26 protein-coding genes are annotated in these 25,012 nt (G+C 43.7%); 15 read left to right on the forward strand and 11 right to left on the reverse strand.

The features are described 5' to 3' along the window. Positions 1-5 precede the first annotated feature (5 nt). The 3 genes from DV872_RS20660 (at position 6) to DV872_RS20670 (ending at position 1,100) form a co-directional block, all read left to right on the forward strand. The gene (locus tag DV872_RS20660) at positions 6-257 is read left to right on the forward strand and encodes a YbeD family protein (protein ID WP_114631868.1); all 252 of its coding nucleotides are present in this window, start codon (positions 6-8) and stop codon (positions 255-257) included. A 139-nt stretch (positions 258-396) separates the two neighbouring features. Beyond that, a complete protein-coding gene (locus DV872_RS20665; RefSeq protein ID WP_114631869.1) occupies positions 397-789 on the forward strand; it encodes a nucleotidyltransferase substrate binding protein in 393 nt (130 codons plus the stop codon). Continuing rightward, entirely contained in the window at positions 786-1,100 is a 315-nt protein-coding gene (locus tag DV872_RS20670) for a nucleotidyltransferase family protein (RefSeq protein ID WP_114631870.1), read from the forward strand. The genes DV872_RS20665 and DV872_RS20670 overlap by 4 nt, the downstream gene beginning before the upstream one ends. Here the strand turns inward: DV872_RS20670 and DV872_RS20675 are convergent. From DV872_RS20675 to DV872_RS20705, 8 genes are all read right to left on the reverse strand, one after another. Then, positions 1,097-1,885 (reverse strand): FadR/GntR family transcriptional regulator, encoded by a 789-nt coding sequence (locus DV872_RS20675; RefSeq protein ID WP_158547087.1) that lies wholly within the window; start codon positions 1,883-1,885, stop codon positions 1,097-1,099. The two genes, DV872_RS20670 and DV872_RS20675, sit on opposite strands and share 4 nt — an antisense overlap. Then, positions 1,875-3,131, reverse strand: a complete 1,257-nt coding sequence (locus DV872_RS20680) for an MFS transporter (protein WP_114631872.1) — start codon at positions 3,129-3,131, stop codon at positions 1,875-1,877. Before DV872_RS20680 ends, DV872_RS20675 begins: the two co-directional genes overlap by 11 nt. An 88-nt stretch (positions 3,132-3,219) precedes the next feature. After that, positions 3,220-4,602 (reverse strand): diguanylate cyclase, encoded by a 1,383-nt coding sequence (locus tag DV872_RS20685; RefSeq protein WP_114631873.1) that lies wholly within the window; start codon positions 4,600-4,602, stop codon positions 3,220-3,222. A gap of 338 nt (positions 4,603-4,940) precedes the next feature. After that, complete coding sequence (locus DV872_RS20690) at positions 4,941-5,468, reverse strand: hypothetical protein (protein WP_114631874.1); 528 nt, start codon at positions 5,466-5,468, stop codon at positions 4,941-4,943. Positions 5,469-5,735: 267 nt separating this feature from the next. Continuing rightward, a complete protein-coding gene (locus DV872_RS27145) occupies positions 5,736-5,867 on the reverse strand; it encodes a hypothetical protein (protein WP_255526148.1) in 132 nt (43 codons plus the stop codon). Then, complete coding sequence (locus DV872_RS27305) at positions 5,855-6,025, reverse strand: Rpn family recombination-promoting nuclease/putative transposase (RefSeq protein ID WP_114631894.1); 171 nt, start codon at positions 6,023-6,025, stop codon at positions 5,855-5,857. Before DV872_RS27305 ends, DV872_RS27145 begins: the two co-directional genes overlap by 13 nt. A 3-nt stretch (positions 6,026-6,028) precedes the next feature. Then, positions 6,029-6,754 carry a hypothetical protein gene (locus DV872_RS20700; RefSeq protein WP_114631875.1) on the reverse strand — a complete coding sequence of 242 codons (726 nt, stop codon included), beginning with the start codon at positions 6,752-6,754 and terminating at the stop codon, positions 6,029-6,031. Positions 6,755-6,769: 15 nt separating this feature from the next. Next, positions 6,770-7,111 carry a DUF5684 domain-containing protein gene (locus tag DV872_RS20705; RefSeq protein WP_114631876.1) on the reverse strand — a complete coding sequence of 114 codons (342 nt, stop codon included), beginning with the start codon at positions 7,109-7,111 and terminating at the stop codon, positions 6,770-6,772. Positions 7,112-7,380: 269 nt separating this feature from the next. Between DV872_RS20705 and DV872_RS20710 the strand changes: the two genes are divergently transcribed. From DV872_RS20710 to DV872_RS20760, 11 genes are all read left to right on the forward strand, one after another. Next, positions 7,381-8,454 carry a serine hydrolase gene (locus tag DV872_RS20710; protein WP_158547088.1) on the forward strand — a complete coding sequence of 358 codons (1,074 nt, stop codon included), beginning with the start codon at positions 7,381-7,383 and terminating at the stop codon, positions 8,452-8,454. A gap of 93 nt (positions 8,455-8,547) precedes the next feature. Further along, entirely contained in the window at positions 8,548-9,324 is a 777-nt protein-coding gene (locus DV872_RS20715; protein WP_114631878.1) for an ABC transporter substrate-binding protein, read from the forward strand. A gap of 4 nt (positions 9,325-9,328) precedes the next feature. Further along, entirely contained in the window at positions 9,329-11,437 is a 2,109-nt protein-coding gene (locus DV872_RS20720; protein ID WP_114631879.1) for an ATP-binding protein, read from the forward strand. 486 nt (positions 11,438-11,923) lie between these two features. Further along, the gene (locus tag DV872_RS20725) at positions 11,924-12,916 is read left to right on the forward strand and encodes a LacI family DNA-binding transcriptional regulator (RefSeq protein ID WP_114631880.1); all 993 of its coding nucleotides are present in this window, start codon (positions 11,924-11,926) and stop codon (positions 12,914-12,916) included. A 261-nt stretch (positions 12,917-13,177) separates the two neighbouring features. Continuing rightward, on the forward strand, positions 13,178-14,119 hold the full coding sequence (locus DV872_RS20730; protein ID WP_158547089.1) for an NAD(P)-dependent oxidoreductase: 942 nt from the start codon (positions 13,178-13,180) through the stop codon (positions 14,117-14,119). 37 nt (positions 14,120-14,156) lie between these two features. Beyond that, complete coding sequence (gene aroE / locus DV872_RS20735; RefSeq protein WP_114631882.1) at positions 14,157-15,017, forward strand: shikimate dehydrogenase; 861 nt, start codon at positions 14,157-14,159, stop codon at positions 15,015-15,017. A gap of 251 nt (positions 15,018-15,268) precedes the next feature. Continuing rightward, on the forward strand, positions 15,269-16,186 hold the full coding sequence (locus DV872_RS20740) for a substrate-binding domain-containing protein (protein ID WP_114631883.1): 918 nt from the start codon (positions 15,269-15,271) through the stop codon (positions 16,184-16,186). Positions 16,187-16,258: 72 nt separating this feature from the next. Further along, positions 16,259-17,764, forward strand: coding sequence for a sugar ABC transporter ATP-binding protein (locus DV872_RS20745; protein WP_114631884.1), 1,506 nt, complete (start codon positions 16,259-16,261; stop codon positions 17,762-17,764). Further along, a complete protein-coding gene (locus tag DV872_RS20750; protein ID WP_114631885.1) occupies positions 17,761-18,708 on the forward strand; it encodes an ABC transporter permease in 948 nt (315 codons plus the stop codon). The genes DV872_RS20745 and DV872_RS20750 overlap by 4 nt, the downstream gene beginning before the upstream one ends. A 23-nt stretch (positions 18,709-18,731) precedes the next feature. Further along, the gene (locus DV872_RS20755) at positions 18,732-19,940 is read left to right on the forward strand and encodes a hypothetical protein (RefSeq protein WP_114631886.1); all 1,209 of its coding nucleotides are present in this window, start codon (positions 18,732-18,734) and stop codon (positions 19,938-19,940) included. A gap of 17 nt (positions 19,941-19,957) precedes the next feature. Beyond that, complete coding sequence (locus tag DV872_RS20760; protein ID WP_114631887.1) at positions 19,958-20,908, forward strand: sugar phosphate isomerase/epimerase; 951 nt, start codon at positions 19,958-19,960, stop codon at positions 20,906-20,908. 711 nt (positions 20,909-21,619) lie between these two features. Here the strand turns inward: DV872_RS20760 and DV872_RS27310 are convergent. Both DV872_RS27310 and DV872_RS20770 read right to left on the reverse strand, forming a co-directional pair. Continuing rightward, positions 21,620-21,925, reverse strand: a complete 306-nt coding sequence (locus DV872_RS27310; protein WP_158547090.1) for a transposase — start codon at positions 21,923-21,925, stop codon at positions 21,620-21,622. After that, entirely contained in the window at positions 21,886-22,329 is a 444-nt protein-coding gene (locus DV872_RS20770; protein ID WP_147283230.1) for a hypothetical protein, read from the reverse strand. Before DV872_RS20770 ends, DV872_RS27310 begins: the two co-directional genes overlap by 40 nt. Before the next feature lie 510 nt (positions 22,330-22,839). On the opposite strand from DV872_RS20770, the gene DV872_RS20780 reads away from it, so the two are divergent. Next, the gene (locus DV872_RS20780) at positions 22,840-23,082 is read left to right on the forward strand and encodes a type II toxin-antitoxin system Phd/YefM family antitoxin (protein ID WP_114631891.1); all 243 of its coding nucleotides are present in this window, start codon (positions 22,840-22,842) and stop codon (positions 23,080-23,082) included. Between the two features lie 403 nt (positions 23,083-23,485). Here DV872_RS20780 and DV872_RS20785 read toward each other — a convergent pair whose 3' ends face one another. Further along, on the reverse strand, positions 23,486-24,796 hold the full coding sequence (locus DV872_RS20785; RefSeq protein WP_230391623.1) for an IS1380 family transposase: 1,311 nt from the start codon (positions 24,794-24,796) through the stop codon (positions 23,486-23,488). Positions 24,797-25,012 lie beyond the last annotated feature (216 nt).

Below are 25,012 nucleotides of genomic sequence, written 5' to 3' on the forward strand. Positions count from 1 at the left end.
AAATCATGAATAAGTTGGATAAAAAAGATATTAAATACCCCCGTGGATGGTCTTTTCGGGTTATAGGATTAAATAAAGCAGACATGGAAAGGGATATTGTTCTGATTATGGCTCAGAGAAAACATACTCTTGAGGACTCTAACAAGAAGGGTAAGTATCTTTCTCTGAATCTTAGCATGACTGTCAGTTCTGAAGCAGAGCGGAATTCTGTGTTCAATGCACTGAAAAACACAGAAAGTGTGACAATGGTTATTTAATGCGGGTAGAGGGGATGTTGTTGGAGGATACAGCATGCTTGAATTTGTTTTTTTTCATGGTACTGAGTCAAACTGGTTAATATCCATTTCGTATTTCTTCCTTGTGAAAATGGATTTGTTTTAATACAATGAAGAATATATGGAAGACATTAGGTGGCAGCAGCGTCTTGAGAACTTCAGTAAATCTCTCAGGCTTCTGGAAAAAGGTATTAATCAATCTCAATTGGATGAATTACAGCGTGCTGGTTTAGTTCAATTCTTTGAAATGGCCTTTGAATTATCCTGGAAAATGATGAAGGATTATCTTCAGTCTCAGGGGTTTCAGGATATCCGTTCTCCTCGGGATGCGATAAAGAAAACATTCGAAATAGGACTACTATCTGATGGGAAGATCTGGTTGAAAGGTCTTGAGGATAGAAATCTGACTGCTCATACCTATAATGAAAAAACAGCTGAAGAAGTCGATCTACTGATCCGGGATGTTTATTATCCCAGATTTATAGAATTGGAAAGAACGTTTACCAAGTTATGAGTATTGATAATACAACAGGATTATCCAGTTCTGAATTAGAGGAACTGTGTATTCAGATCGGTCTTTTTTCTTCTATAACTTCAGCCTACATTTTTGGAAGTCGTGCAAAAGGTAATTACCAACCTGGAAGCGATGTTGATCTTGCCCTGCAGGGGGAGTCTCTAAGCAGAACTGATATAGCAGAGCTCTCTTACAAGTTGAATCAGGAATCCTTATTCCCTTATCATTTTGATATTCTTAATATGAATACTGCAGATAAAAAAATCATTGAACATATAAAGCGAGTGGGTGTACTGATTTTACAATGCTAACGATCCGTCAGATGCCCGGTCTTAATCCGGGCCTGTTGTGTGACAGGAGTTTTCCTGAGAATCGTTTCAAACTCCTTATTGAATGAGAACACTCTCCTGAAAGTCTTCCTGGCTGTATCGGGGTCACCAGACTGTACTGACCTTGCCAGATCCATAATATCCCCTGTTATGTGTTCCAGTAATGCATCTTCATCACTGTCATCATCACACTCTACATATCGGGGGCTTCTGATGTCCAGGAAAGTCTGCCCAAGGAGAATGAAGACCTTATTCTTTGAGGCCGTGATAACCTTCATCATCATGTCATTGAAGCTTCCGGATAATATTCCAGCAGACTCTTCATCTTCCTCTCTGTGTATATAGAACGACATGTGACCAAGATAGACCTCTGCCAGACCCACAATCTCCTCTTTCTCTGATTCTGTAGAATTTTCAGCAGCCAGGGCGAAGATTTCCGGAAATACAAGGGCATGGAACTGTTCCGTATCCCAGGCTGAGGCTTTTTCCCGTCTCAAGGCAAGGAGTACGGCATCAGAGAACGCAGGGTTCTGGGACTGGGACACATACATCCCTTTACCGTGACGGACAACAACCAGCCCCCGGGCAATCAGCATTCTAACCGCATCCCTGATAACAGAACGGCTTACTCCGAATTCCCCCGCCAGCTCAGGCTCCGTCGGCATAAGATCCCCCGGAGACCACTCTTCCGAAAGGATAGATTCTGTGATAATCCGGACCACCCGGTCCGGCAGGTTCTCTTTCTGCCCTATATTTTCAAAGGTCATTGACTCTCTCCCTGGCATTAGCCGGGATGAGTATGTAGAAAACTGATGAGATCATTAAAAGAACAGCCGCCACAGTCCAGGAAAGCCCGATGGAGGAAGTCTCTGCAAGATATCCGTGAAGAATAGATCCTGTGAGTCCACCGACCTGTAGGAAAAGAGAGCTGAAGGAGAGGAGGGTGGCCCGCCTCTCGGATGGGATCGCATCATTGAATACAGTTTCTTCGGGTCCATTGGCCATGCCGTTAAAGCTGAAAGTGAGAAAGTAGAAGGTAGTGAATCCGACAAGGGAGACCCGGGAGGCCAGAACCAGAAAGCTTAATCCCATTAACAGACGGACAATAAAAAGCACAAGGGGATAATTATTCTTGAAAAGCCGGCAGAGGGAGGTGGTAAACATACCGCCCAGGGAAGAACTGGCAAAGTAACCGAAACTGAGGAGGCCCAGGATGATAGTCTGCGTCGGATCGGGGAGGATCTCCCGGACCCTGGGCTGCCACAGCTGTTCCAGTCCTGAAATAGAGAGTCCCCAGAAGAGCACGCCCCCCAGCATCAGCAGGATCACCGGGCTTTTCATACCGAAGTTCACAGAGGATGTGATCATAGCCGGAACCTGCCGGATTCCCTCAACAAGGGGATGACCCTGGACTTCGGGTTTCTTCTCCTTCACAAGAATCTGAGTGAGGAAAATATGGAGGAGGGTGAAAGCAATAAGAACCGCAATATTTAAATCGTACAGTCTCGCCTCAGCAATATCCGGACTGAAGTATCGGGCAAGCTGCGGGAGAAATCCCCCTATCAGAGAACCGACACCCACGCCCATGGGAATGGCAATATTGAGTCTTGTCATATAGGGCTGAATATCCAGCCCGGGCTTTGATTTATAGAGTTCATCGATGAAGTGTGCCTCAAGGGAGCCCGAGGAGAGAGCCCGGGATATTCCCATAAGAGTCAGGGCTAAACACAGACTTGTGAAGCTTCTGGATAACAGCAGCATCAAGAGGAAGACCACCCTGATAAGTTGAGATACAAGATAGACCCTTTTCCGTCCCATCGTATCGGCCAGACTGCCTGTGGGCAGTTCTATCAACAGAGTTGTTGCCGAATAAATACCCATCAGCAGCCCCAGCTGCATCAGATTTGCTCCCCGGGCAAGAATTGCCAGAGAAAACACCGGAAAAATCAGCCCCAGCAGGAAGAAATGGCTGGTTCTGTTGAAGATCATGAGTCTACTTATTTTTTTAGTCATGAGACATCATATGACTAGTGACGGAGAAAGTCAATTCTAAAGAACACACATAACCATATTCTATTTATATTCGAATACTGTATTGAGCCTAATACTTAAACCCGTTGCGTCCGTTCTCTTTGACCTCATACATCTTTCCATCAGCCCGGTGGAGCAGGTCTTCCACATTCTCACCCTTTTTGTAGCTGGCAATCCCCATGGAGAGACTCAAATTAAGGGATTCTTTTTCCAGCAGAAGAGCTGTGGTGTTCACCTTATGCTGAATCCTTTTGACCACCTCTATACAATCATCCAGCCCGATCTTCGGCAGTATCAGAAGAAACTCATCTCCACCCAGGCGGACAACGGCATCCGGTTCTCTGAGCAGATCCGTAAGCAGATTTGTCAGATGCTGCAGGAGTTTGTCACCCCCCTGATGCCCGTGCTTATCATTAACTTCCTTGAAGAAGTCTATATCAATCATAACTATGGAGTGGGTCTCGCCGTAGCGATTGGCCTGGGATATCTGCTGCTCAATTATCTGTAAACCACCCCTGCGGTTCCAGCAGCCGCAAAGTTCATCTTTTAAGGAAATTTCCAGCAACCTGTCATTTAAGTTATTGATCTCAACAGCCTTCTTTCGAATTTTGTCCTGCTGCAAGTAAACATAAGTTGCCAGGATGACAGAAAATATAAGCAGTAAAATTCGAATAAGATGGTAGAAGGGATTTTTTCTGGGCTTATGATTCATCTGCAGCAGCCAGGTTCCGTTGGGAACCTCAATTTTCAGTGTGGTGCAGTCCTCCTCATAGAAACCCCGGGATTCATAAATTACCGGAATCTCATCATTGTCAGGATTATCCCCTAAAATGCGGAAGAAGAGATTCTGTTCATGCAGACTGATAGCCCTCTCCGGTATAATCTCTTCCAGATACATAAGGGCTATGATGAATCCCCAGAATATGGAGCCGCTCTCTTCACTCATAAATACGGGCTTACGGACAATGACAGCCAGTTTACCACTCTGGATCAGCTTAACAGGTCCTATAAATGTCAGTTCGTTACTTTCAATAGCTCTCAGGGCACCTTCATTACCTCTACTATCCTCTAAGAGGTTAAGACCCAAAGCATTCTCATTACCCTTAAGGGGATAGATATGGCTGATTATCCCGTCCGGGGCCAGCTGTACAGTAGTGGCAGCATACATCTCAGAAACTATAACTTTGGCCCATTTTTCAAAATCATCGGTATTAAAATCCTGAAAAAAGAGAAAGTTGTAGAGAGTTTCGGTACTGTAGACACCAGCTGAAATATTTCTTTGAATCTCCTGAGACAGAAAAGCACCGGTCGTCAGCATGGAATCCCTCATAAGAGAATCTTCATGCTCTACATCACGACGGATGAAAGACTCACCCAGAATCATAATTATCACAGCCAGGAGCAGGCAGAAAAAAAAGAGTTGAATATTAAGTTTTTTACCGGGTGTAAACATAGGAAAAAGACTAATAGATTAAGAGATATCACTCAAGTTGAAAAGGGTATAAAAAAACACTGATTCAGATTTATTTACAACTTACTCAGAAGTTTAACTATATAGCTGACAATAAAATCCTGCTGCTCACTGCGGCTCAAAGAAGCCTTTCCGTCACCCTTCTGATCCCCGTAAAACCCGAATCCTTCATGGTTAGCTCAAGTTCTCATTATCTGATACGGGCGTCTCCCTCCCCTTCGGGTAGGACCGGGCTCTGCAGGGGTTCCGTCTTTATTGAGTTTAATAAAACTCAATAAAGACCAGCGAAGCTGCCCTTTCGATCCCTGACGCGGGGAGGATTAACTGATCTGCAGAATCACAGTCACAGCGCTGGTTACTATTGCTGCAAATATCACCAATAGATACTGACTCTGGCGGTTAAAGCGTTTGTTCATGTCTTCTCTCATATCAGTATATCTATTGTCCATAGCTGTAAAGCGAGTGTTCATATCTACCCTGGCATCATTGAATCGAGTATTCATATCTTCTCTATGTTCAGTAAATTTCATGTCCATAGTTTCAAAACGTGTATTCATATCTATTCTGGCATCATTGAACCGAGTATTCATATCTTCTCTATTTTCGGCAAATCTTTTATCGATAATTTCAAATTTTTGATCCATTTGAATCATCATTTTTTCCAGATTCGTATTTTGATGCTTGATTCCCTCTTCTACACGAACCATTCGCTCCAGCAGCTGAGGATTAATACTGGTATCTCTATCAGGGAATGGGATGATTCTTTTTTCTTCCATCCAGTTCTTGAGATGATCTTTTACATAATCGATAATAAGCAGCTGGTCTTTGGTCACCTGGGTTTCTCCCATAGTATTCTCCTTCCATTCTACTATCCCTATATAAGCTGTACAAGTAAAAGGAATCTACTGCTTCAAAGAAAAGGTACAAACATCAATCATCCTCATTTCATATCCCTTAAACCGGATCTTTTCTGGAATTTAATAAAAGATTTGAAGATGGTATAATCTATCGTAGGTAGGGGATAATCATAGGAGTAGAGAAGAGCCAAAAGAGCCTTTAAGTAGGAGTGTCAATCATAATAATTTCTTCTTCGCTGAGTCCGGTACTCCTGGAAATTATTTGACATCGTTAAAATCTTCACCAGATAATAATTCTTCAATTTTCTTTATTGTGTTCTTAAGTTCATCCTCTTTGCTGTGCCTCTCAAAGTATACCACGGCTGCAACTAGATTTCTTACCTCTTCCAAGGCTTTTCACCATTATAAAGAACCATCGGAAACACTGCCGGGAGTTTGCCTTTCTGACTATGTTTGATCAGTTGTTCGTAGAATAGAAAGAGATATGAGAAAAGTCGTACCGGTATACGTTTATCAGGTGAGGATTGAAATTCCAGAACAGAAAATATTCTTTAAAAATCTTCCAGTTGCAAAGAGATCTCGGACAGGCAGCTGTCATTGTAGCGGCTGCCTCTGTAGACATCCTGAATTGTCAGTTTGAGAGCCAGGAATCCATAGATCTCCATCATTAGAAGCAGGTCCATATCAGAATTGAAATCTTCAAGGGCGAGACCGGTTTCTTCCCGCATCATCTTTAGAAAGAAGGGATTCTCCCCGGTAAAGGATTCCAGTACCTCCCGGCACAATTCCATCTGCTCTTCAGGGCTCAGGGTTATTTCAAAGAACTGAGTTTCTGATGTGTCGCTTACTTCAATACCCGAATCGATATCAAATTCCTTGAGGAGGTAGAGAGTTGAATCGGTTTCGCTTACCATCCCCGGAGCCGTAAAACCGATGAGAATTGACAGATTCATTGCCTTTAAGCGGTTGTTTTTCTCATACAGGGAGGGGGATCTGGCAAAACCGTTATTCAGTGAAATCCCTGTAACGGCTCTGTTTGCCAGAATAATCAGATCTTCACCGATCCCCTCATCTGATGCCCCCTCCACCCAGGGAGTCGCCATATCTCCGTCAAAAAGGGCTTCCGGGCCGTAAGTATGGACCTGTCCTCCCAGAGTTTCACTGAAGGACGAGGAGGCCCATAGACTCTGACCCGGAAGTGCATCCAACTCTATCCATTGAGAATAAAGAGCTGAGGCAGTCAGAAAAAAGAATAGGAGTAGAAAACCTGCTTTCATTACGCCTTAGGACTCCTAACCCTGATAGCTTGCATTAGAAAAAGCAAGATAGGGATAGTAGATAAAGCTGAGGAGAAGGGCCGGAACCACATGCCAGCCGGGCTGTCCGAATTTCAGGCAGAGGTTGTAGATGATCATAATGGCAAAAACAACATTTACCAGGGGAATAAAGAGCATGATCACCCACCACATCGGTCTCTGTATGATCTGAACCATAACAATGATATTGTAAATAGGCACAAGAATGGCCCACCCCGGTTTACCGGCTTTGGTAAAGATTTTCCAGTTGGCTACCACAAGAATGATGGTAACAATGAACCAGAAAACTGTCAGAACGGGATTAACTGAATCATACATACAAAACTCCTAAAACATATAATTTAAAAACAGAATCTCAAGATTCCGCCTTAATTGAAAATCAGAAATGGCATTGACCATATCAATCATGTTTTTGGCTTGTTTTATTTTACCGCAGCAGGCAGGAAGTGTAAGTATTGCGGCAATGAAAAGAAATCGAATGTATTCATTCTCCATCCTCTCGACAGCCTATCCATTCAATCTTATGGCCGATGTTTATTTTTGTCAAATTGCATAAAACAGGAGTGAAAAAGGGGTATAATCAAGGCATGAGGTATATATTCTGTTTAACCATATATTTCATCTTTTTTCTGAGCTCCTGCAAGCCGTCTATCAGGACTGTATCGAATCTACCCGAACCTGACTACTGGCCCTCAGAAGGATGGATCTCGGCCTCTCCGGAATCCAGGGGAATGAATCCAGACACCCTGGATAAAATGATCACATCCATAAAGAACAAAAATCTTGCCATAGACAGTATTCTGATCATCCGGGATGGATATCTTGTGCTTGATTATTATGGTTTATCCTATGGACCCGAAGACCGCCATATCATCCATTCCTGCACCAAGAGTATTGTATCCACTCTGGTGGGGATAGCCCTGGATCAGGGATTGATTGAATCCCTGGATCAGCCCGTATCAGACTTTTTTCCGGATCTTGTTATAGAAATTGATTATGCACACAAAGAGCTCACCCTCACCCTCACCCATCTTCTGACCATGACAAGCGGCCTGGACAGCAGGGACTCCTACCTTTACCGCTGGAAGGGAATCAGAGAGATGATGGAGGAGCCGGACTGGGTCTCCTATATTCTGAGTCTCCCTTCTGCAGCCGAGGCCGGAGAACATTTTGATTACAGCAATATGGCATCCTATCTGCTCTCGGCAGTCATTACCCGGGTCACGGGGCAGAGCGCTCTGGTCTTTGCCCGGGAAAATCTTTTCACCCCCCTGGGAATCGAAAATGTCGAGTGGCCCTCCTATCAGAATAATGTCTCCATAGGGTGGGGAGAGATGAGGATCTCTGCCCCGGATCTGGCCAAATTCGGTTTTTTAATACTCCATAAGGGGAAGTGGGACGGAACACAAATTGTCTCAGAGGATTACCTGGCAGAGGCGACCTCAGTGAAGATCAAGGCCGGGACTCTGCAGAATTATTACGGCTATCAGTGGTGGATTCAGGAAGAAGGGCTTTTTATGGCTCAGGGTTATGCCGGTCAATTCCTGATCATTTATCCTGCAGAAAACCTTGTGGTTGTATTTAACAGTACCCTGGATGAGAGAGATTCCTTTGCACCCCGGGATTACTTCAATGATTATATTCTTAAATCAATTCAATAATACTCATGGTTCCGGGCTGTTGAAGGCTGAGCATTAATATACTGGTAATATTGATTTAGATGAAAGACATGACCTAAACTAGAGGTTGGAATTATGAAAAAATATTCGACAGGATTATGGATATTATTGCTCTTACTGATGATACCTTCACCCTCGTATTCACAGGAAACTGTTCGTATCACCAATGGAGAGTGGCCTCCCTTTCTTTTTGAAGAGTTGAAACATGGTGGAGTCACATCCCATATTGTCAAGGAAGCCTTTGCGCTGGAAGGAATCAATGTCAGATATGGTTGGTTTCCCTGGGCTCGTGCCCTGGCAAATGCTAAAACAGGTGATTGGGATGCGAGTATCGGATGGCAAAAAACTCCGGAAAGAGAGAAGGATTTTATCTTCAGTGAACCTATTCTTGAGGGGAGAATAGTCTTTTTTCATTTGAAAGACTATTCCTTTGAATGGGAGACTCTGGATGATTTAAAGGGTATCAAGATTGGAGCCGTCATTGGTTATAATTATAGTGTTGAGTTTATCGAAGCAGAAAGAGCCGGGGAAATTACAGTCAAACGGATCGGTTCTGAAGAACAGAATTTCAAAAAGCTGCTGTCGGGACGTATTGATGTGTTTATCAGTAATGTTGATGTGGGTTATGCTGTGCTTAATAAGTACTTTCCAGACGAGGAGTATGACAGGATCACCTATCATACCACTCCATTTTATATCAATGAACTCCGCCTGGCTTTTTCCAGAAAAAATCAGAAGAGTGACAGACTTCTCCTATTGTTTAACAGGGGCCTGCAAGAGTTGAAAAATCAGGGATTGTATGATCAGTATTATGAATCTTCCAGAAAGGGAGAATATGAATTGAGTCGATAAAGGATTGGCAGGTCTACTGGAGGATGTTCTGAGTACTCGTCAACACAAGCTTCACACACAACTCTCTCTCTGGATAAAGGTGAATATCATACTCCTGGGAGCCTCGGTACTGTTTATGTTCCTTTCTGCCTCCCTGATGATCAGTAATTACAGGGATCAGAATGAACAGGAATTCCAGGAAACTATCTCCAGGACAGTCCTGATTCTGCGGGAATCTCTGGCAATCCCACTGTACAATTACGCCAGGGATACGGTTACTCATCTTATGAAGTCGGCTGTCATATATAATCAGATTGATTATATTTATCTGATAGACAGCAACAATGAACTCTATTTAGGATTCGCTCATCCTGAGGGGCGTTCCATTGCTTTCACAGAAAAGCCTGACAAAGAGACCGTAGAGCGTTGTGAGCTCATAAATATTACAACAGATATCATTTTTAATGATGAAATCATCGGAACTTTAATTATCTACTTTTCCCATGATGAAACGACTGCTCAGTTGACGGAGTATACCTGGGAAATAATTTTCCGTCTGTTGAAATTTGTCATCGTCATATTGATTTTTGCGGAGTTGATTCTCTGGTTTATTCTTTTTCTGAAGGACAAGCTGGATTTTGAAAAACAAAAACTGATTGAGAGTGAGTATAAGTTCCGAACCTACATCGAAAAGTCTCCACTTTCTGTTTTTATCATAGATGAAAAGGGGGGTATCTCCTTCAACAATGAAGCGGCTCTTGGTCTGACCGGCTACTCGAGGAAAGAACTTCAATCTATCCCTTTTAAGGATGTGATCAGTCAAACAGAAGGCATTTCAGAGCTTATTAAAGAATCTGAGGAACTGAAGAAAGAGGTCTTCCTGATCCGGAAAGATGGGAGTCAATTGAATGTTATTCTGGATGCCGTCAGGCTTAAGGGTAATCTGCTTCTTTGTTACTGCACTGATATTTCAGAACGAAAGAGAATGGAAAGTCAACTCCGTCAGTCTGAGAAGCTGAATGCCATAGGCATGATGGCCGGCGGTATAGCTCATGATTTCAATAATATGATGGGAGGTATCCTGGGGTATACAGAACTTCTTGCACTCAAAATGGAAGATGATCCAGTCCAGAAATCTTATACAGAGAATATCATTAAAACCATTAACAGAGCCCGTGAACTGATAAATCAGCTCATGAATTTTGCTCGAAAAGGTGATGTGGAATTAAAAGTGGTGGATCTGCATAAGATCCTCAGTGATGCTGTGAACCTGCTCACCTGCAGTATCGATCGGAATATTCAGATCTCTGTCAAACTGGATGCCCCATCCTCCAGAATCATGGGTGATGGGGCACAGCTTCAGAATACCTTCCTCAATCTGGGTTTGAATGCCCGGGATGCCATGCCCCATGGAGGCGAAATTAATATCACTACAAAGAATATATATTTCTCAGAGAGTATCGCCGCAAAGAAGAACTCACAGATCACACCAGGTGAATATATTGAGGTGGATATCTCTGATAACGGTACAGGTATAAGCCCCGAAATCATAGAAAGTATCTTTGATCCCTTTTTCACCACAAAATCACAGGGAAAGGGGACCGGAATGGGGCTTTCTGCCGTTTACGGTACAGTTCAGAGTCATGATGCCGCCATCGATGTGTACAGCGAAATCGGGTACGGATCAACATTCGAACTCTTTTTCCCTTTAACAAGCAGTGAAGAAACAGTCCCCCTCAGGGATAACAGAGCCGTTGCCGGCAGAGGGGGGAGAATCCTTCTGGTGGATGATGAAGAGATGTTGAGAGATATCGGTAAAGATATTCTCAGGGAGATAGGTTATGACCCTGTGGTCTTTGAAAATGGAGAACAGGCTGTAGAGTACTACAAGAACAACTGGGAATCCATCGATCTGGTGATTACAGATATGATAATGCCGGGCCTTTCGGGCAAGCAGACATTTCTGGCCATGAAGAAGATCAATCCCGGGATAAAAGCCCTTCTGGCCACCGGCTTCGGTCTGGACAGGGATTTGGAATCTATGATGGATATAGGCCTTTTGGGCATACTTAATAAACCCTACAGAATCCATGATATTTCCCTTATGATTTCAGATATTCTGAATCCTAAATAGAAGTGTTTTGGGCGTTCCCCCCTGATCGGGGGCCGGGCTTTGCAGGGGTAACCGTCTTTCCTTTGGAAAGACCAGCTTCGCTGCCCTTCCAATCCCTAACGCAATAAGGCGATTCACCGGGTATAGGATCTGTATTCATCAGAAGATCTACTCAATTAGTTCAAGACCATAAAGAAGAATCACTTCTTATCAGTTATGATTCTCAAAAACTGCAGTGAACTCTCATCTTAGAGGCTATCGGGTGACATTTGTTAAGCGGATATGATGCATTTGGATGATCAGAATATGCAATCGTACATTTAAATTAACGATGAAGTCTCATCTGCATCTCAAAAAAAACAGGCCTGTATTATCCCTGATCAATGGGATTCAACAGCTCCATGGTTTTTTTTCGTGTATCCCGGGTCGGATAATAATATTGACAAGTGAACCTGTGTATGGTAATGTTTGCGAAATCGTTATCATGGATGAAGGGGGATTTCCTTTATGGCGTCTATGAAAGATGTGGCAAAACTGGCCGGTGTCTCTGTCTCTACTGTATCACGTGTGATAAGTGGTGCCATGAAGGTAGAAGAACCCACAAAGAAAAAAGTGGTAGAGGCCATAAGAAAAGTCGATTATAAGCCGAATCTTATGGCTCAGGGATTGAGAATCAAGAAGGGGAATATGATCGGCTTTATTGTGCCGGAAATAAGTCACCCCAGTTTTGTTAATTTTATCAATTATGCTGAAAAATATGCTTCTCATAAATCTCTGAGCCTGATTGTCTGCAATACTCATAATGACCCGAAGAAAGCCGCCGAAGCCTTTGATAATCTTCTGAGACGGAATATTAACGGGATCATTCTATCCAGAGTTTCTGATGAAAGTCAGGTCCTGAATTTCATCTCTAAAACAGATACACCCGTCATCATCATTGATCGGGCGCTGAATCATGAAAATCTCCCCAATCTGATCCTGGATAATTATAAAGCCGGAAAAATAGCGGCAGAACACTTTCTACGGGCAGGACACAGGCATATCGCCTGTGTAACGGGGTCTCAGAAAATCCTTTTGGTCCGGGAAAGACTCAATGGTTTTCGTGACACCCTGCAAGAGAACGGGATAGTACTGGAGGACAATCATGTATTTGAAGGGGCCTTTACATTTGAAACAGGCGTGAAGGCTGTGCACCTGTTTGAGGAGCTGAACAGTGATGTGGATGCTGTCTGGGCACAAAGCGATATTATCGCGGCCGGGTTGATCGCATCTTATCAGAGGATCGGCCGGCATATTCCCGAAGATGTTGCCATAATCGGTATGGATGACATCTCTCTTTCCACAATGATTTACCCCACAATTACATCCATTAAACAGCCCTATGAAGAGATGAGCCGCAAGGCTGTTGAGATTATTGATACTCTTGCGGACGGAGGCAGCCTTGATCGATCTCATTTCGTTTTTGAACCTGAACTGATCGTGAGGGAGTCGGCACCCTAAATTTTTTTGATTCACATGATAACGATTGCGTAATCGTTATCATGTGAGAGAAGAGTTCTGAAAATGAAGAGTCGTATTATCAAGGATACCTTTGCCGAGAGACGGTTAAGAATGCATCCTCATGTCTATTTTATGAAGCGAAATGGACCGTCTGGCACAATATAAAGGAAGGGTGAAGAATTGGAAAAGAAAAACAAAGTGATTGCCTGTCCGTTCCCTCAAAAGCTTAGTCATATTTTCTCAGATGAGAGGATGTCCGCAATGAATGAACTCGTCGACTTCAGGTATCTGGGGGATGGCAGAGTCAATTATAAAGAGCTTGATAAACAGTTACCTGATGCTTTTGCATTGATCGGGCAGATGGATATGCCCCGGGAAAGGCTTCTGAAGGCTCCCGGTTTGAAAGTGATTTTCAATGTGGAAGGGAATTTCTATCAGAATATAGATTACGACTATTGTTTTGAAAAGAATATACATGTGCTGAACTGCGGAGTGGTCTATTCAAAGCCTGTAGCGGAGATGGGTTTGTGTTTCGCCCTCGATCTGGCCCGGGGTGTCACGAGGGAAGACAGACAATTCCGCCAGGGAAAAGAAACATATCTGGGAGACAGCTGCAAAGATTCCGTTCTTCTTTCAGGAAGTGATGTGGGATTCATCGGATTCGGTAATCTGGGAAGAGCCTTGCTGAAACTACTTCAGCCATTCAACTGCAGAATTAAAATATATGATCCCTGGATACCCGACAGTGTCATCCTTGAAAACAACTGCATTCCCGCAGCTCTCGATGATGTTCTCTCGGGTTCTCAGTTTATTTTTGTACTGGCGGGTGTGACAAAAGACAATCAGGGATTTTTAAATAAAGATAAGTTTTCCCTCATACGGCCCGATGCATTTTTTATGCTCCTCAGCAGGGCTTCGGTCGTCGACTTTGATTCTTTGACAGACTTTGTATCCAGAGGAAAATTCTCTGCGGCTGTTGATGTCTTTCCCGAGGAACCCATGACGGCGGACCATCCCGTCAGAAGTATCAACAATATGATCCTGTCTCCTCACAGAGCAGGAGGCATTCCCTGGGCATTTAATTTGATCGGAGAAATGCTTATGGATGATCTGTCCCTTTTGATGAGAGGACTCCCTCCGGTCAGAATGCAGAGAGCTCTTTATGAAACAGTCAGGAATCTTGTGAGTAAACCTGCCGGTTGAAAGCTGTTGTATGGATTAAATGACATAGGATGAAAAAATGGCGGATAAATTGAATTTCAAGCAGGAATTGACATCTCTTTTCGGGAAACCGGTTTCGGAAAATCCCACACAGCTGATGATCGAAGCGGCCTATGCTCATCATAACCTGGATTGGCGGTATTTGACAATTGAAGTGGATAGTCAGGATCTGGGTGATGCCGTCCGGGGGATGCGAGCCATGAATTTTCGGGGAGGTAATTGCACCATACCCCACAAAGTGGATGTCATTCAGTATCTGGACAGACTGGGGGAGAGTGCGGCATTGATGGGTGCGGTGAATTGTATCGTGCGGGAAGGGGATGAGCTGGTCGGACAGAATACCGACGGGAAGGGCTTCTTATCTTCATTGAGAGAGGTTCTGAATCCCGGTGGGAAAAATATTGTGATTTTCGGAGCCGGTGGAGCCGCCAGAGCTATAGGAGTGGAGCTGGCGCTGGCAGGAGTAACTCGCATAACCGTTGTGAACCGGAGCAGGGAACGGGGAGAGGATCTGGTGGATCTGCTGAATAAAAAGACAGGCACGGCAGCGGATTATGTAAAGTGGAATGGGGATTATGATATCCCGATGGGTACAGATGTTGTGATTAACGCCACGAGTATCGGATTATATCCCGATATCGGGGCTGTTTTACCCTTGAATATGGATTCCTTGACCGAGGCTATGGTTGTAGCGGATGTTATTCCCAATCCGCCTGAAACACAACTGCTGCGGTATGCGAAAAAAAGGGGCTGCAGAGTGATCGATGGATTGGGAATGCTTGTAGCCCAGGGTGTGATCGGTTTTGAATACTGGACCGGTTTCAAACCGGACACGGATGTCATGAAAAAGGTATTGAAGGAGGTCTTTGAGAGCATTTGATAACGAGGAATTATAGTTTTTAATATCTCATCTAATTCAATCTAAATATATATATGATATGAATATAAAAATGAATAATGAAGGTGCTTTATACTCTTTAGATTGAATTTTCATAAGAACTGGACCGACATGGAAATTGTCTGCTTTCACAGGGGTATAATAAACATCCATTTGTAAATAAAAATTGACTTGTGAGTCAGGCCAGATTAAAATTCAGTCGGTTACACAAATGAATCATTAAGGAGATTCTTATGAAAAAATTATTTGTTTTTATCTGTATCGTGGCATTCATTGCCCCTGTTCTGATCTTTGCGGGAGGACAGAAGGACGCTGAAGATGATGGTGAAATTGTAATAGGAATGACCGTTCCCGGACTTCAGTTTCCTTTCTTTGTAACTATGGCCGATGAGGCAAAAGCAAAAGCAGCCGAACTGGGAATGACTTTGCTTATTCACGACTCTCAGAACCAGTCATCAACACAGATGTCCGGAATGGAAAATTTCATGGCCCAGAAAGTCGACGGTATTCTCATCTCTCCCATGACCACCGACTCTCTGGTTCCGGCTATAGAAGCAGCCATTGCGGGGGGGATTCCCGTCGCTACAGTAGACCGGCAGTCAAACAGCGATTTAGTCCTGATCCATGTCGGAGCTGATAATATTGAGGGAGGCCGCTCGGCCGCTCGTTTTATAATCGAAAAACTGGGAGGCAAAGGTAAGGTCATCGAGCTGGAAGGGACTCCTGGTTCTTCCGCAGCCATTGACCGTAAGGCCGGTTTTGATGAAATCATGAGTCAATCCGATGTCGAGGTTATAGTCAGCCAGACGGCTGAATTCTCTCGTTCTGAAGGACAGAATGTTATGGAGGACCTTATAATCGCTTATCCTGATTTTGATGCAGTCTTCGGTGCCAATGATGAAATGATCATCGGGGCAATTGAAGCCATGTCTGCAGCGGGGCTTGATCTTTCCACCATCATCACAGTCGGCTTTGATGCGACAACCGATGCTTTCTCCTATATGAACGATGGTATGCTGAGCGCGACGATTGACCAGTTTCCAGGTCAGCAGGCAGGTCTGGCACTTCAGGTCCTTTATGACAATATTACAAGCGGGAAAAAACCGGCAAAGAGTACGGTTTATATCAATCCTCTGCCCGTTACTGAATAACTGTATTTCATCACTTGATTGACCCGGGCCGGTGATTGAGTTCTCCGGCCTTTTTATAAAAAGGTGTATTACATGTCTACATTGTTACGGATGTCCGGAATCAGTAAATCTTTTCCCGGTGTCAAAGCTTTGGATAATGTCAATCTTGAACTCGAAGAGGGCGAAACCCTGGCTCTTGTTGGAGAGAACGGCGCTGGAAAATCGACCCTGATGAAGGTCCTTTCGGGTATGTACAAGGCCGATGAGGGGCATATTGAGGTGCGAGGTGAGATCGTGAAGAATGTGGGACTTAAAACCATGCTTCAGGCAGGAATCAGCGTCATCTATCAGGAGCTGAATCTTATCAGTTATCTTTCAATAGCAGAAAATATCTATTTGGGGCGGGAGCCCTTGAAGAAAAACGGACTGATTGACTGGAAGACTCTGTACCGGCAGGTGGAAGAACTGCTGACCTCCTTTGATATCGATCTGGATCCCAGAGCCAAGGTATATACAATAGGCCCGGCAATTCAGCAGCTGGTCGAGATAGTAAAAGCCCTGTCCCTCAAGTCGGATATTCTGATTATGGATGAACCGACGGCTCCCCTGACAGGAAATGAAGTAGATAAACTCTTTAAGATTATTGCAAATTTAAAGGCCGGGGGAGTCTCCATTATCTATATTTCACATCGTCTGGAAGAGCTCCAGCACGTTGCTGATCGAATCACCGTATTAAGAGATGGCAAAAACATTATAACAAAACCAGAAAAAGACTTTCCCGTGAATGAAATCATAAGTCATATGGTCGGCCGTAAGCTCAGTGAGCAGTATCCTAAGGCTGAAATAGAGATTAAAGAAGAGATTCTGAGGGTTGAAGGCTTGTCCCGGGAGAGTCTCTGTCGGGATGTTTCCTTCTCTGTCCATAAGGGTGAGATTGTCGGCTTCTCCGGGTTGGTGGGAGCAGGGCGCACCGAGATTATGGAACTCATTTACGGCCATCGAAAAAAGGATTCCGGAAAGATTTATCTGGAGGGCAGTGAAGTCTCAATCAGAAATCCCCGGGATGCAGTCCGCCTGGGAATAGGATTAATACCCGAGGAGCGCAAAAAACAGGGACTCATACTGGGCCTCTCTATTTTTGATAATTCGGCACTGACAGTTCTCGATCTCTATTCGGTGCTGGGAATCCTGAAAAGGACATTTATCAGCGGAAAGGTGAAGAATATGATCAAAAAAATTGACATTAAAACACCCACTATCCGACAACTTGCTAAAAATCTCTCTGGTGGTAACCAGCAGAAAGTCGTTCTGTCTAAGTGGTTTATCCGGGATTGTCATCTCTATATCTTTGATGAACCGACCCGGGGAATTGATGTGGGGGCCAAGGTAGAGATCTATAAACTGATACAGGAACTGGCCAGAGAAGGAGCGGGAATCATCCTGGTATCCTCGGAACTGACTGAAATTATGAACATGAGCGACCGCATCGAAGTCGTATACGACGGGCGTATCGTGAAAAAATTCAAAAGAGGCGAAAGTGATCAGGAAGAAGTGATGGAATACTCTCTCGGCCTCCATGATAAAGGAGTGACCCCATGAAAAGTCTTAAAAACAGGAGTACGAACATTAAAAGTATCCTGAAAAACTATGGCATTATAATCGCATTTTTTCTGATCTGTCTCATTCTGGCTATCATGTCGCCGGTCTTTCTCAGTCCGATTAACATCCTCAACGTGTTCAGGCAGACTTCAATCTACGGCATCATGGCCGTTGGTATGACCTTTGTCATTCTTACGGGGGGGATTGATCTCTCTGTCGGGTCTCTCCTTGCTATATCAGGAGTTGTAAGTGCGGGGATGCTGAAAGCAGGCTTTGGTTTGTTTCCTGTCGTATTCATCACACTTCTTGTAGGATTTCTCTTCGGCCTTGTGAACGGCCTTATTATCAATCTGGGGAAAATCACGCCCTTTGTCGTTACTCTGGGTATGATGAGTATCGCCCGGGGGCTGACGCTTATATACAGCAAGGGCTATCCCATATCCGGTTTTGATCCCGACTTTCGCCAGATCGGCGGGGGGTATATCCTGGGTATCCCCATCCCCAGCATCATATTTGTTGCGACAGTCCTGTTGGCCTGGGGAGTTCTCACCCAGACACGCCTGGGCCGCTATACCTACGCCATCGGCGGTAATGAAGAGACAGTCCGTTTGTCTGGGATTAATGTAACTTTCTTTAAAACAATCATTTACGCCATATCGGGTCTGACGGCGGCGATCAGCGCCATTATCATCACATCCAGGTTGAACTCAGCCGAGCCCATTGCCGGGACCGGCTTTGAACTGGACGTTATTGCAGCCGTTGTTATCGGTGGGACGAGTCTCCAGGGAGGCAGAGGTGCCATATGGGGGACTTTTATCGGTGCCCTTATGATAGGCGTCATAAACAACGGGATGAATCTTCTGGGTATCAATGCCTATTTTCAGCTTGTGGTTAAGGGAATTATAATTATTGGGGCCGTGCTTCTAGACAGGCTACGGGACTGAATCTCATAAAAAAGGAGTTTAATATGAGCCGTTCTGCTATTCATAATGCATTTGATGATGGAAAAGGGATTCTGAGGCTGACACCGACCTGGGTGCCCCGATCGTTCTGTGTGCCCGGAAGACGGATCAAGCTCCATCCCGATGACTATTACGCCATGGGAGGGCATCGTGGTGGAATTGATGAGCGTTGGTTCTCATCCACTACCCCCGCAGACAACGGCCCCGATACTTCGGAAAATGAGGGCCTGAGCTTTGTCCTCTTTGAAAAAGGGGGTGAATCGGAACAATTTCTCCTCAGAGATGCTGTGGAGGAGCTCAAGGGTTCGCTGATTGGAAATGCTCTCTGGCAGTCCTATGGCAAATGGCCGATGTTTTCTAAATTTTTTGACAACCTGGGCCCCCTGCCGCACCACATACACCATCGGGATAAACATGCCTCTCTGGTGGGGGAAATGGGAAAACCCGAAGCCTATTACTTTCCACCCCAGCTGAACAATCACGGCGGAGATTTTCCCCATACTTTTTTCGGATTGAAGCCGGGTACGACCAGGAAACAGGTCCTGGATGCCTTGAAAGCCTTTAACAAGGGGGATAACGGGATTACAAACCTGTCCACCGCCTATAAACTTGTACCGGGCACGGGGTGGAACGTCCCTCCGGGGGTTCTTCATGCACCGGGTAGTTTCTGCACCTATGAACCTCAGATGGCATCGGATGTCTTTGCCATGTACCAGTCTCTGGTAAACAATCAGATTATCGATGAATCCCTGCTGTGGAAGAATACACCCGAAGACAAGAGAGGTGATTTTGATTATTTAATCGATGTGATTGATTGGGATTTAAATGTTGATCCCCTCTTTTCTGAACACAATTTTATGGAACCCCTTCCCGTGTATCCTCAGCAGGAGATGGAAGGATATATTGAAAAGTGGATCTGTTATAAAACCAAAGCATTTAGCGCGAAGGAGCTCACGATTCATTCCGGCCGGACTGTGACAATCAAAGACAGTGCTCCCTATGGGATGTATGTTATTCAGGGACACGGCCGTTTCGGAGGGTGGAATATTGAGAGTCCTGCTCTCATCCGCTATGGACAGCATACAAATGATGAGTTTTTTGTCAGTGAACAGGCGGCCCGGGAGGGAGTAGAAGTCAGCAATTCATCAGATTGTGATGACCTTGTCATCTTAAAGCATTTCGGGGCCGGCAATCCCGATCTAAAAGTGAACTGACAGGCGGGGATGCATGTATGAAACAGAATTATGAAAAATTGAATCAGGAAATCGATTATGAATTCAGGAATTATAAAAAAAGCAATCCTGACAAGATGCGTCCAAAGTTGAAACTCTCCTGGAGTAACTGGGGATTCGGTGCTGAATCACTTGCAAAATCCCTTGATAGGCTGGTTCGTAATAATGTCGAGTATATAGAATTGCATGGGAACCACTATGGACCGGATCTCGGATATCCCTTCAAGGAAACGAGGAAATTGCTTAACAATGCAGGCATCAAAGTAAGCGGCGTCTGCGGAATGTTTTCTGTTGATAACGATCTGTCCAGTGTCTCGGCTTTCCAAAGACAGGCCGCTATAGATTATATCCGTCGGGAAGTCGAATTTACCGCAGAAATTGGAGGAACATATCTACTTGTTGTGCCAGCTGCTGTCGGTAGAAATGCCGCCTATGATGATATGGAGATTCACAGGAGTATAGAAACCCTGAGAATCGTATCCGATGTATTTGAGCAATCCGGCGTCAAAGGCGCTGTGGAACCAATCCGGTCGGCAGAAACTTCAATTATACACACTGTCGGGCAGGCTAAAGAGTATATTGCTAAATTGAACTGTCCCGGTGTGTCCTGGATCAATGGAGATGTCTTTCACATGCAGGCCGAAGAACAGCATATCGGCAAGGCCATTCTGGAAGCAGGAAACCAACTGGTAAACCTGCATATGGCAGATAGTCAGAGAGGAGCCCTGGGAACAGGTTCTCTGGATCTGGATCGTATCATTGAGGCATTGTACCTGATCAATTACAATGAGAAAGACTGCTTCGTTACACCCGAACCCCTCGGTCCCGGAGGAGATCCCTATCCCGCCATGTTCGGGGCTCCTGATTCGGAATCTCTTGATACACTTGTCAAGTTCACCATAGAGACCATAAGGAGCCGGGAAGCACATTTGAGAGAAACAGTCATTTAGTAGAATAGGAAGCATTCTCCTAAGGATTTCGGAAATTATTTTCGCTATTTATCTTATAGTGATGAGGATGTTTTTTGGCAACTCGATGCAACGACTGTTGGGCGTGTTCATCTTAATCCATTACTAAGAATACGGATAAGATCAAACAGTTCGATACTCTGCTTGAGAAGGCCAGGTTCTGAATAATTATTATAAGTATCTTGAGCGTTCCCCCCTGATCGGGGGCCGGACTTTGCAGGGGTTCCGTCCCTTTATGAGATCGTTCCTCGGTAAGCCTGCGGTACGACTCCTAAGAGACTGCCATCGGCGCCCTTCCAATCCCTGTTATGAAGTGACTTTTGTCAAGAATAGCTTTCAATTTAATTCATCGCCCCTCCCCAACAACCAGGACAGTTGATAAGATAGAGAAACAGTTTACTCGGCGATAGACCAGACTGTTATACGCGGATTGGATACCGCAGGCCAATGGTTTCGTCGGGAGCTGCCTCTGTCTATCGGCGAGAATCAGTTTGTTCACTGTCTCAAAGGATTGTCGAGGATTCTCCTTTATCACAGTCGTTTCTCTAACCGCTCTTCTGCCCTGGTTACTCATCATCATTTAATCCAATAGACTCTATATTGCCGTTTGTCCTACCATCATTCCCCAGATAAACCCTGAGAGCTCTTTGGTAACCGCGGTGACCGTTATCTGCGGTCTGATTCCTCGGAAAATCATCTTGGTATATTTTCTATTGAGTCTCTTTCCAGCCTTATTCGCATAGGCAACGATTTCTGGCTTCTCCTCTTCTTCGCCAGTTTCTTTGTTGGACGATACATCCTATAGTGCCATCTTGCCTCAATCAGCAGTCTACGCAATCTAGTGTTTCCAGCTTTTGTTATACTCCCGACTCTTCTGGTTCTTCCGCTGGAGTATTCTGAGGGAACTAATCCCATATAGGTCATAAAACTTTTAGCATTTACGAATCGCCTGAAATCCCCTATCTCAACAATAAAGGACAAGGCTGTGATGGTGGCCACACCCTTGAAGCGACGTAATCTGGAGACTTTTTCTGTATATTCTTTAGTAGCAGCTTTTTCCTCAATCTTTCAAGGATTCTTGTGACCTTCTCCTCTGATTCACAGAGGGCAGTAAAATATTTATAAAAGATACATGTATGGATATCCTGATCAAGATCAAGATCAAGATCAAGATCAAGATCAAGATCAAGATTGGCCAACCATCTGGAATGATCTCTGGTCCACGTTGTCTTTCCTGGGTAGATTTTCCCGACTCTCAGCAAGAAATGCATTAAGTGTTGTTTATGCATTTCTTGCTCATTTTTCATATCACCGTACATCCTCAGGTAATCCCGGGCGGCTTCATTTGATGGTGTGAGCACATAGATGGGAGTAATTTCCTGATTCCTCAAAGCTTTTGCCAATAATTGGGCATCCTTTCTGTCTGTCTTGATACAATCTCCAGGTTTCCGTGGGAGAAGAGAGGGAGCAATCACATAGCAGGTGATTGCTCCCTTTCTTGTAGCTGTCGATAGAGGGTAAAACCTGTTGGTCCTGCCTCACAGCAGCTGATAATGATAGAGCTTTTATTTTTGATACGGTTGAAATACCTGGTTACTTGTGTATGGGTATTCCTGATTTGAACCTCTGAACATGGGATTGAACTGGTTCCCTCAAAAGCTGCCATTAAGATTGATTCCTTGTGGACATCCATTTCTACATAAATACACTGTTCATAGTGGCCTCCATTTACAAGTTGAAGTCTAATCCACGGTTGTGCAGATTGGGGGTCACTTCATATTGTCTAACGCAATGAGACAATTCATCAGGTATAGGATAAACATAAGGAATCTGTGAGTCATATTTGCTCTGGACTTCTTTCTTATTAAAAACCAGAATTAAACGTACGTAAATACGTATTTTTGGAGGCAGGAATGAGTCGTATAAAAATAACTAATGCAAGGAAGAATTTATATAAAATCGTTCAGAGAGTTAATACTACACATGAACCCATAGAAATTACAGGAAAAGATTCGACGGCTATCCTCATCGGCGAAGACGATTGGCGAAGCATTCAGGAAACTCTTTTCCTTACATCCATACCGGGGATGAGAGAATCAATAGTCGAAGGAATATCTACTCCCATATCAGAACTCTCTGAAGACCTTGATTGGTAATGTATAAACTTATTTTCACGAAGCAGGCAGCAAAAGATGCTAAAAAAGCTTTCATCTTCATAGTAGATTATTTTCCAAAAGCAATAAAGTAAGCATATCCGCGAATCTAAAAATATGAGGATATGATTACATGTCTAATACTATGATTTTGCATCTCAATAATAAGTAGTTTATTTGTTAATAGGTTTATTGTTAATATAAACCTGAATCCGTATAAAACTGCCAATTGAACTATAAATCTTTGAATATCATGGTTTGTTATATGAATGGCATGAAAAATCTTTAACCCATTTAAATTATTGCTCTTAATTTGGACACAAAATCATAGAAATGATTCAAATACTGTAAAAATGGTCTTTTTCGGGCATAGCTATCCTACAGATACTACTGGGTCTGGACTATTTTACAGATTACAACATGTCTGATAGATTTTCCTGAAACAATCCAGCCAGGGATCCTTCACCCATAAACGGAGAATGGTCTTTCTGGCATGTTCAACAACCTTGATAGCGATCCTGATTAGATCATCAATTACTTTTCTAAGCCGTTTTCTTTTTGATGTTGTTTTATACGGGAGACTGTCAGGAGAAGAGAGAGCTGTTTGCCCGATAAATCTCAATATATTAAAAGAGAGCATAGCCAGTTTAAGTAACATGGCATTCACGGCAAATTTTCCAGAAGGAAGCCGTTCTACATTCATATCAGATTTCAGTTCACTATGAAACTGTTCTGAGGTTCCGTGATCATGGTAGAGATCAATCACAGCTTCAGGAGTCTCATACATATTAGTCCAGAATGTTTCAATCTCTACTTCTGGGAAAAGCAAGTGCGTCCCGTCTTTGGCTCTGCGCCTTTCGGTTACCTGAAAAATTACATCTATTGCCGGAAAGGAGTCATCCTGTGCAGGCTTTTTCCCTGTATGAATGCCAGTATAGATAGTTTTGGATTCACTCTCATGGATGATTGTTCCTTCCGCTTGAGCAACAGAAATCCAGTATTCGGGTAGTTCTTTCCTAAGGTTTCTTTTTACAATGAAAAAATGTCCGCTTCTCTCCAGAAGAGATAGAATGTTTTTTGAATCATTACCTCCATCAAAACGAAATAATAAAGGAGTTTCAATTCCAAGTTTAGATATCATCCCCATAGTATGTTCTAGGAATTCCGGTGTTCCTTTTTGACAATGCTGTTTTCCTTCACGAAGCTCTGTATTCACCATGTAGCCTTCCCGTCCAATATAACAAAAAATGGGATGATAGCCATCAAACTGTTTGTAGGTGCGACTGACACCTTCTTTGTGACTCTTGGAATTGTCCATAGGAGAGGTATCTATATCTACTGGAAGATATTGCCTGTTCTCGATTTCGATGGTAGTTAGTTGGCTTGATTTCAAAAGTTCAATAGATGATTTTTCAATTTCCATATTTACTAACGATTTTTCAGGAATCATCTTTTCCAGATATAAACGGACTGTTTCTTTAGCAGGGACATATTTTAGATCAAAGCTGTCTCTAAAAAATGAATCCTCACGGAATAGATCAATTTCTTCAAAGCTGGTTCTGCCTTGTGTGTATAGTCCGACAATGGATTTTAAAACATGAAGATGTTTCAATCCTATTGGTTTTACTCTTTTCCCGAACTTTATTCGTTCAAGAATTTTACCGACTAAAGCCATACCGCCTGTGCTGCTCAGTTTATCTGTGGTAGTATTTATCATGAAATCCAAGCTTCACCTCCTGGGTGCATGAAGTTTTTTGGTTAATTCATTATACACCAACAGGATGGCTTGGATTTCTTTATTTTTTATCACAGCTGTCCAAGATAATTTGAAAGGGGTTTTATAAAAGCCGATCTCCGTTTATTCTTAAGTCGACTAAAACAATACAACAAAAGGAAATCGGCTATGAGTCATCATACTACAACGTTTGGACAG

This window comes from Oceanispirochaeta sp. M1, from assembly GCF_003346715.1.
Lineage (GTDB): Bacteria > Spirochaetota > Spirochaetia > DSM-2461 > DSM-2461 > Oceanispirochaeta.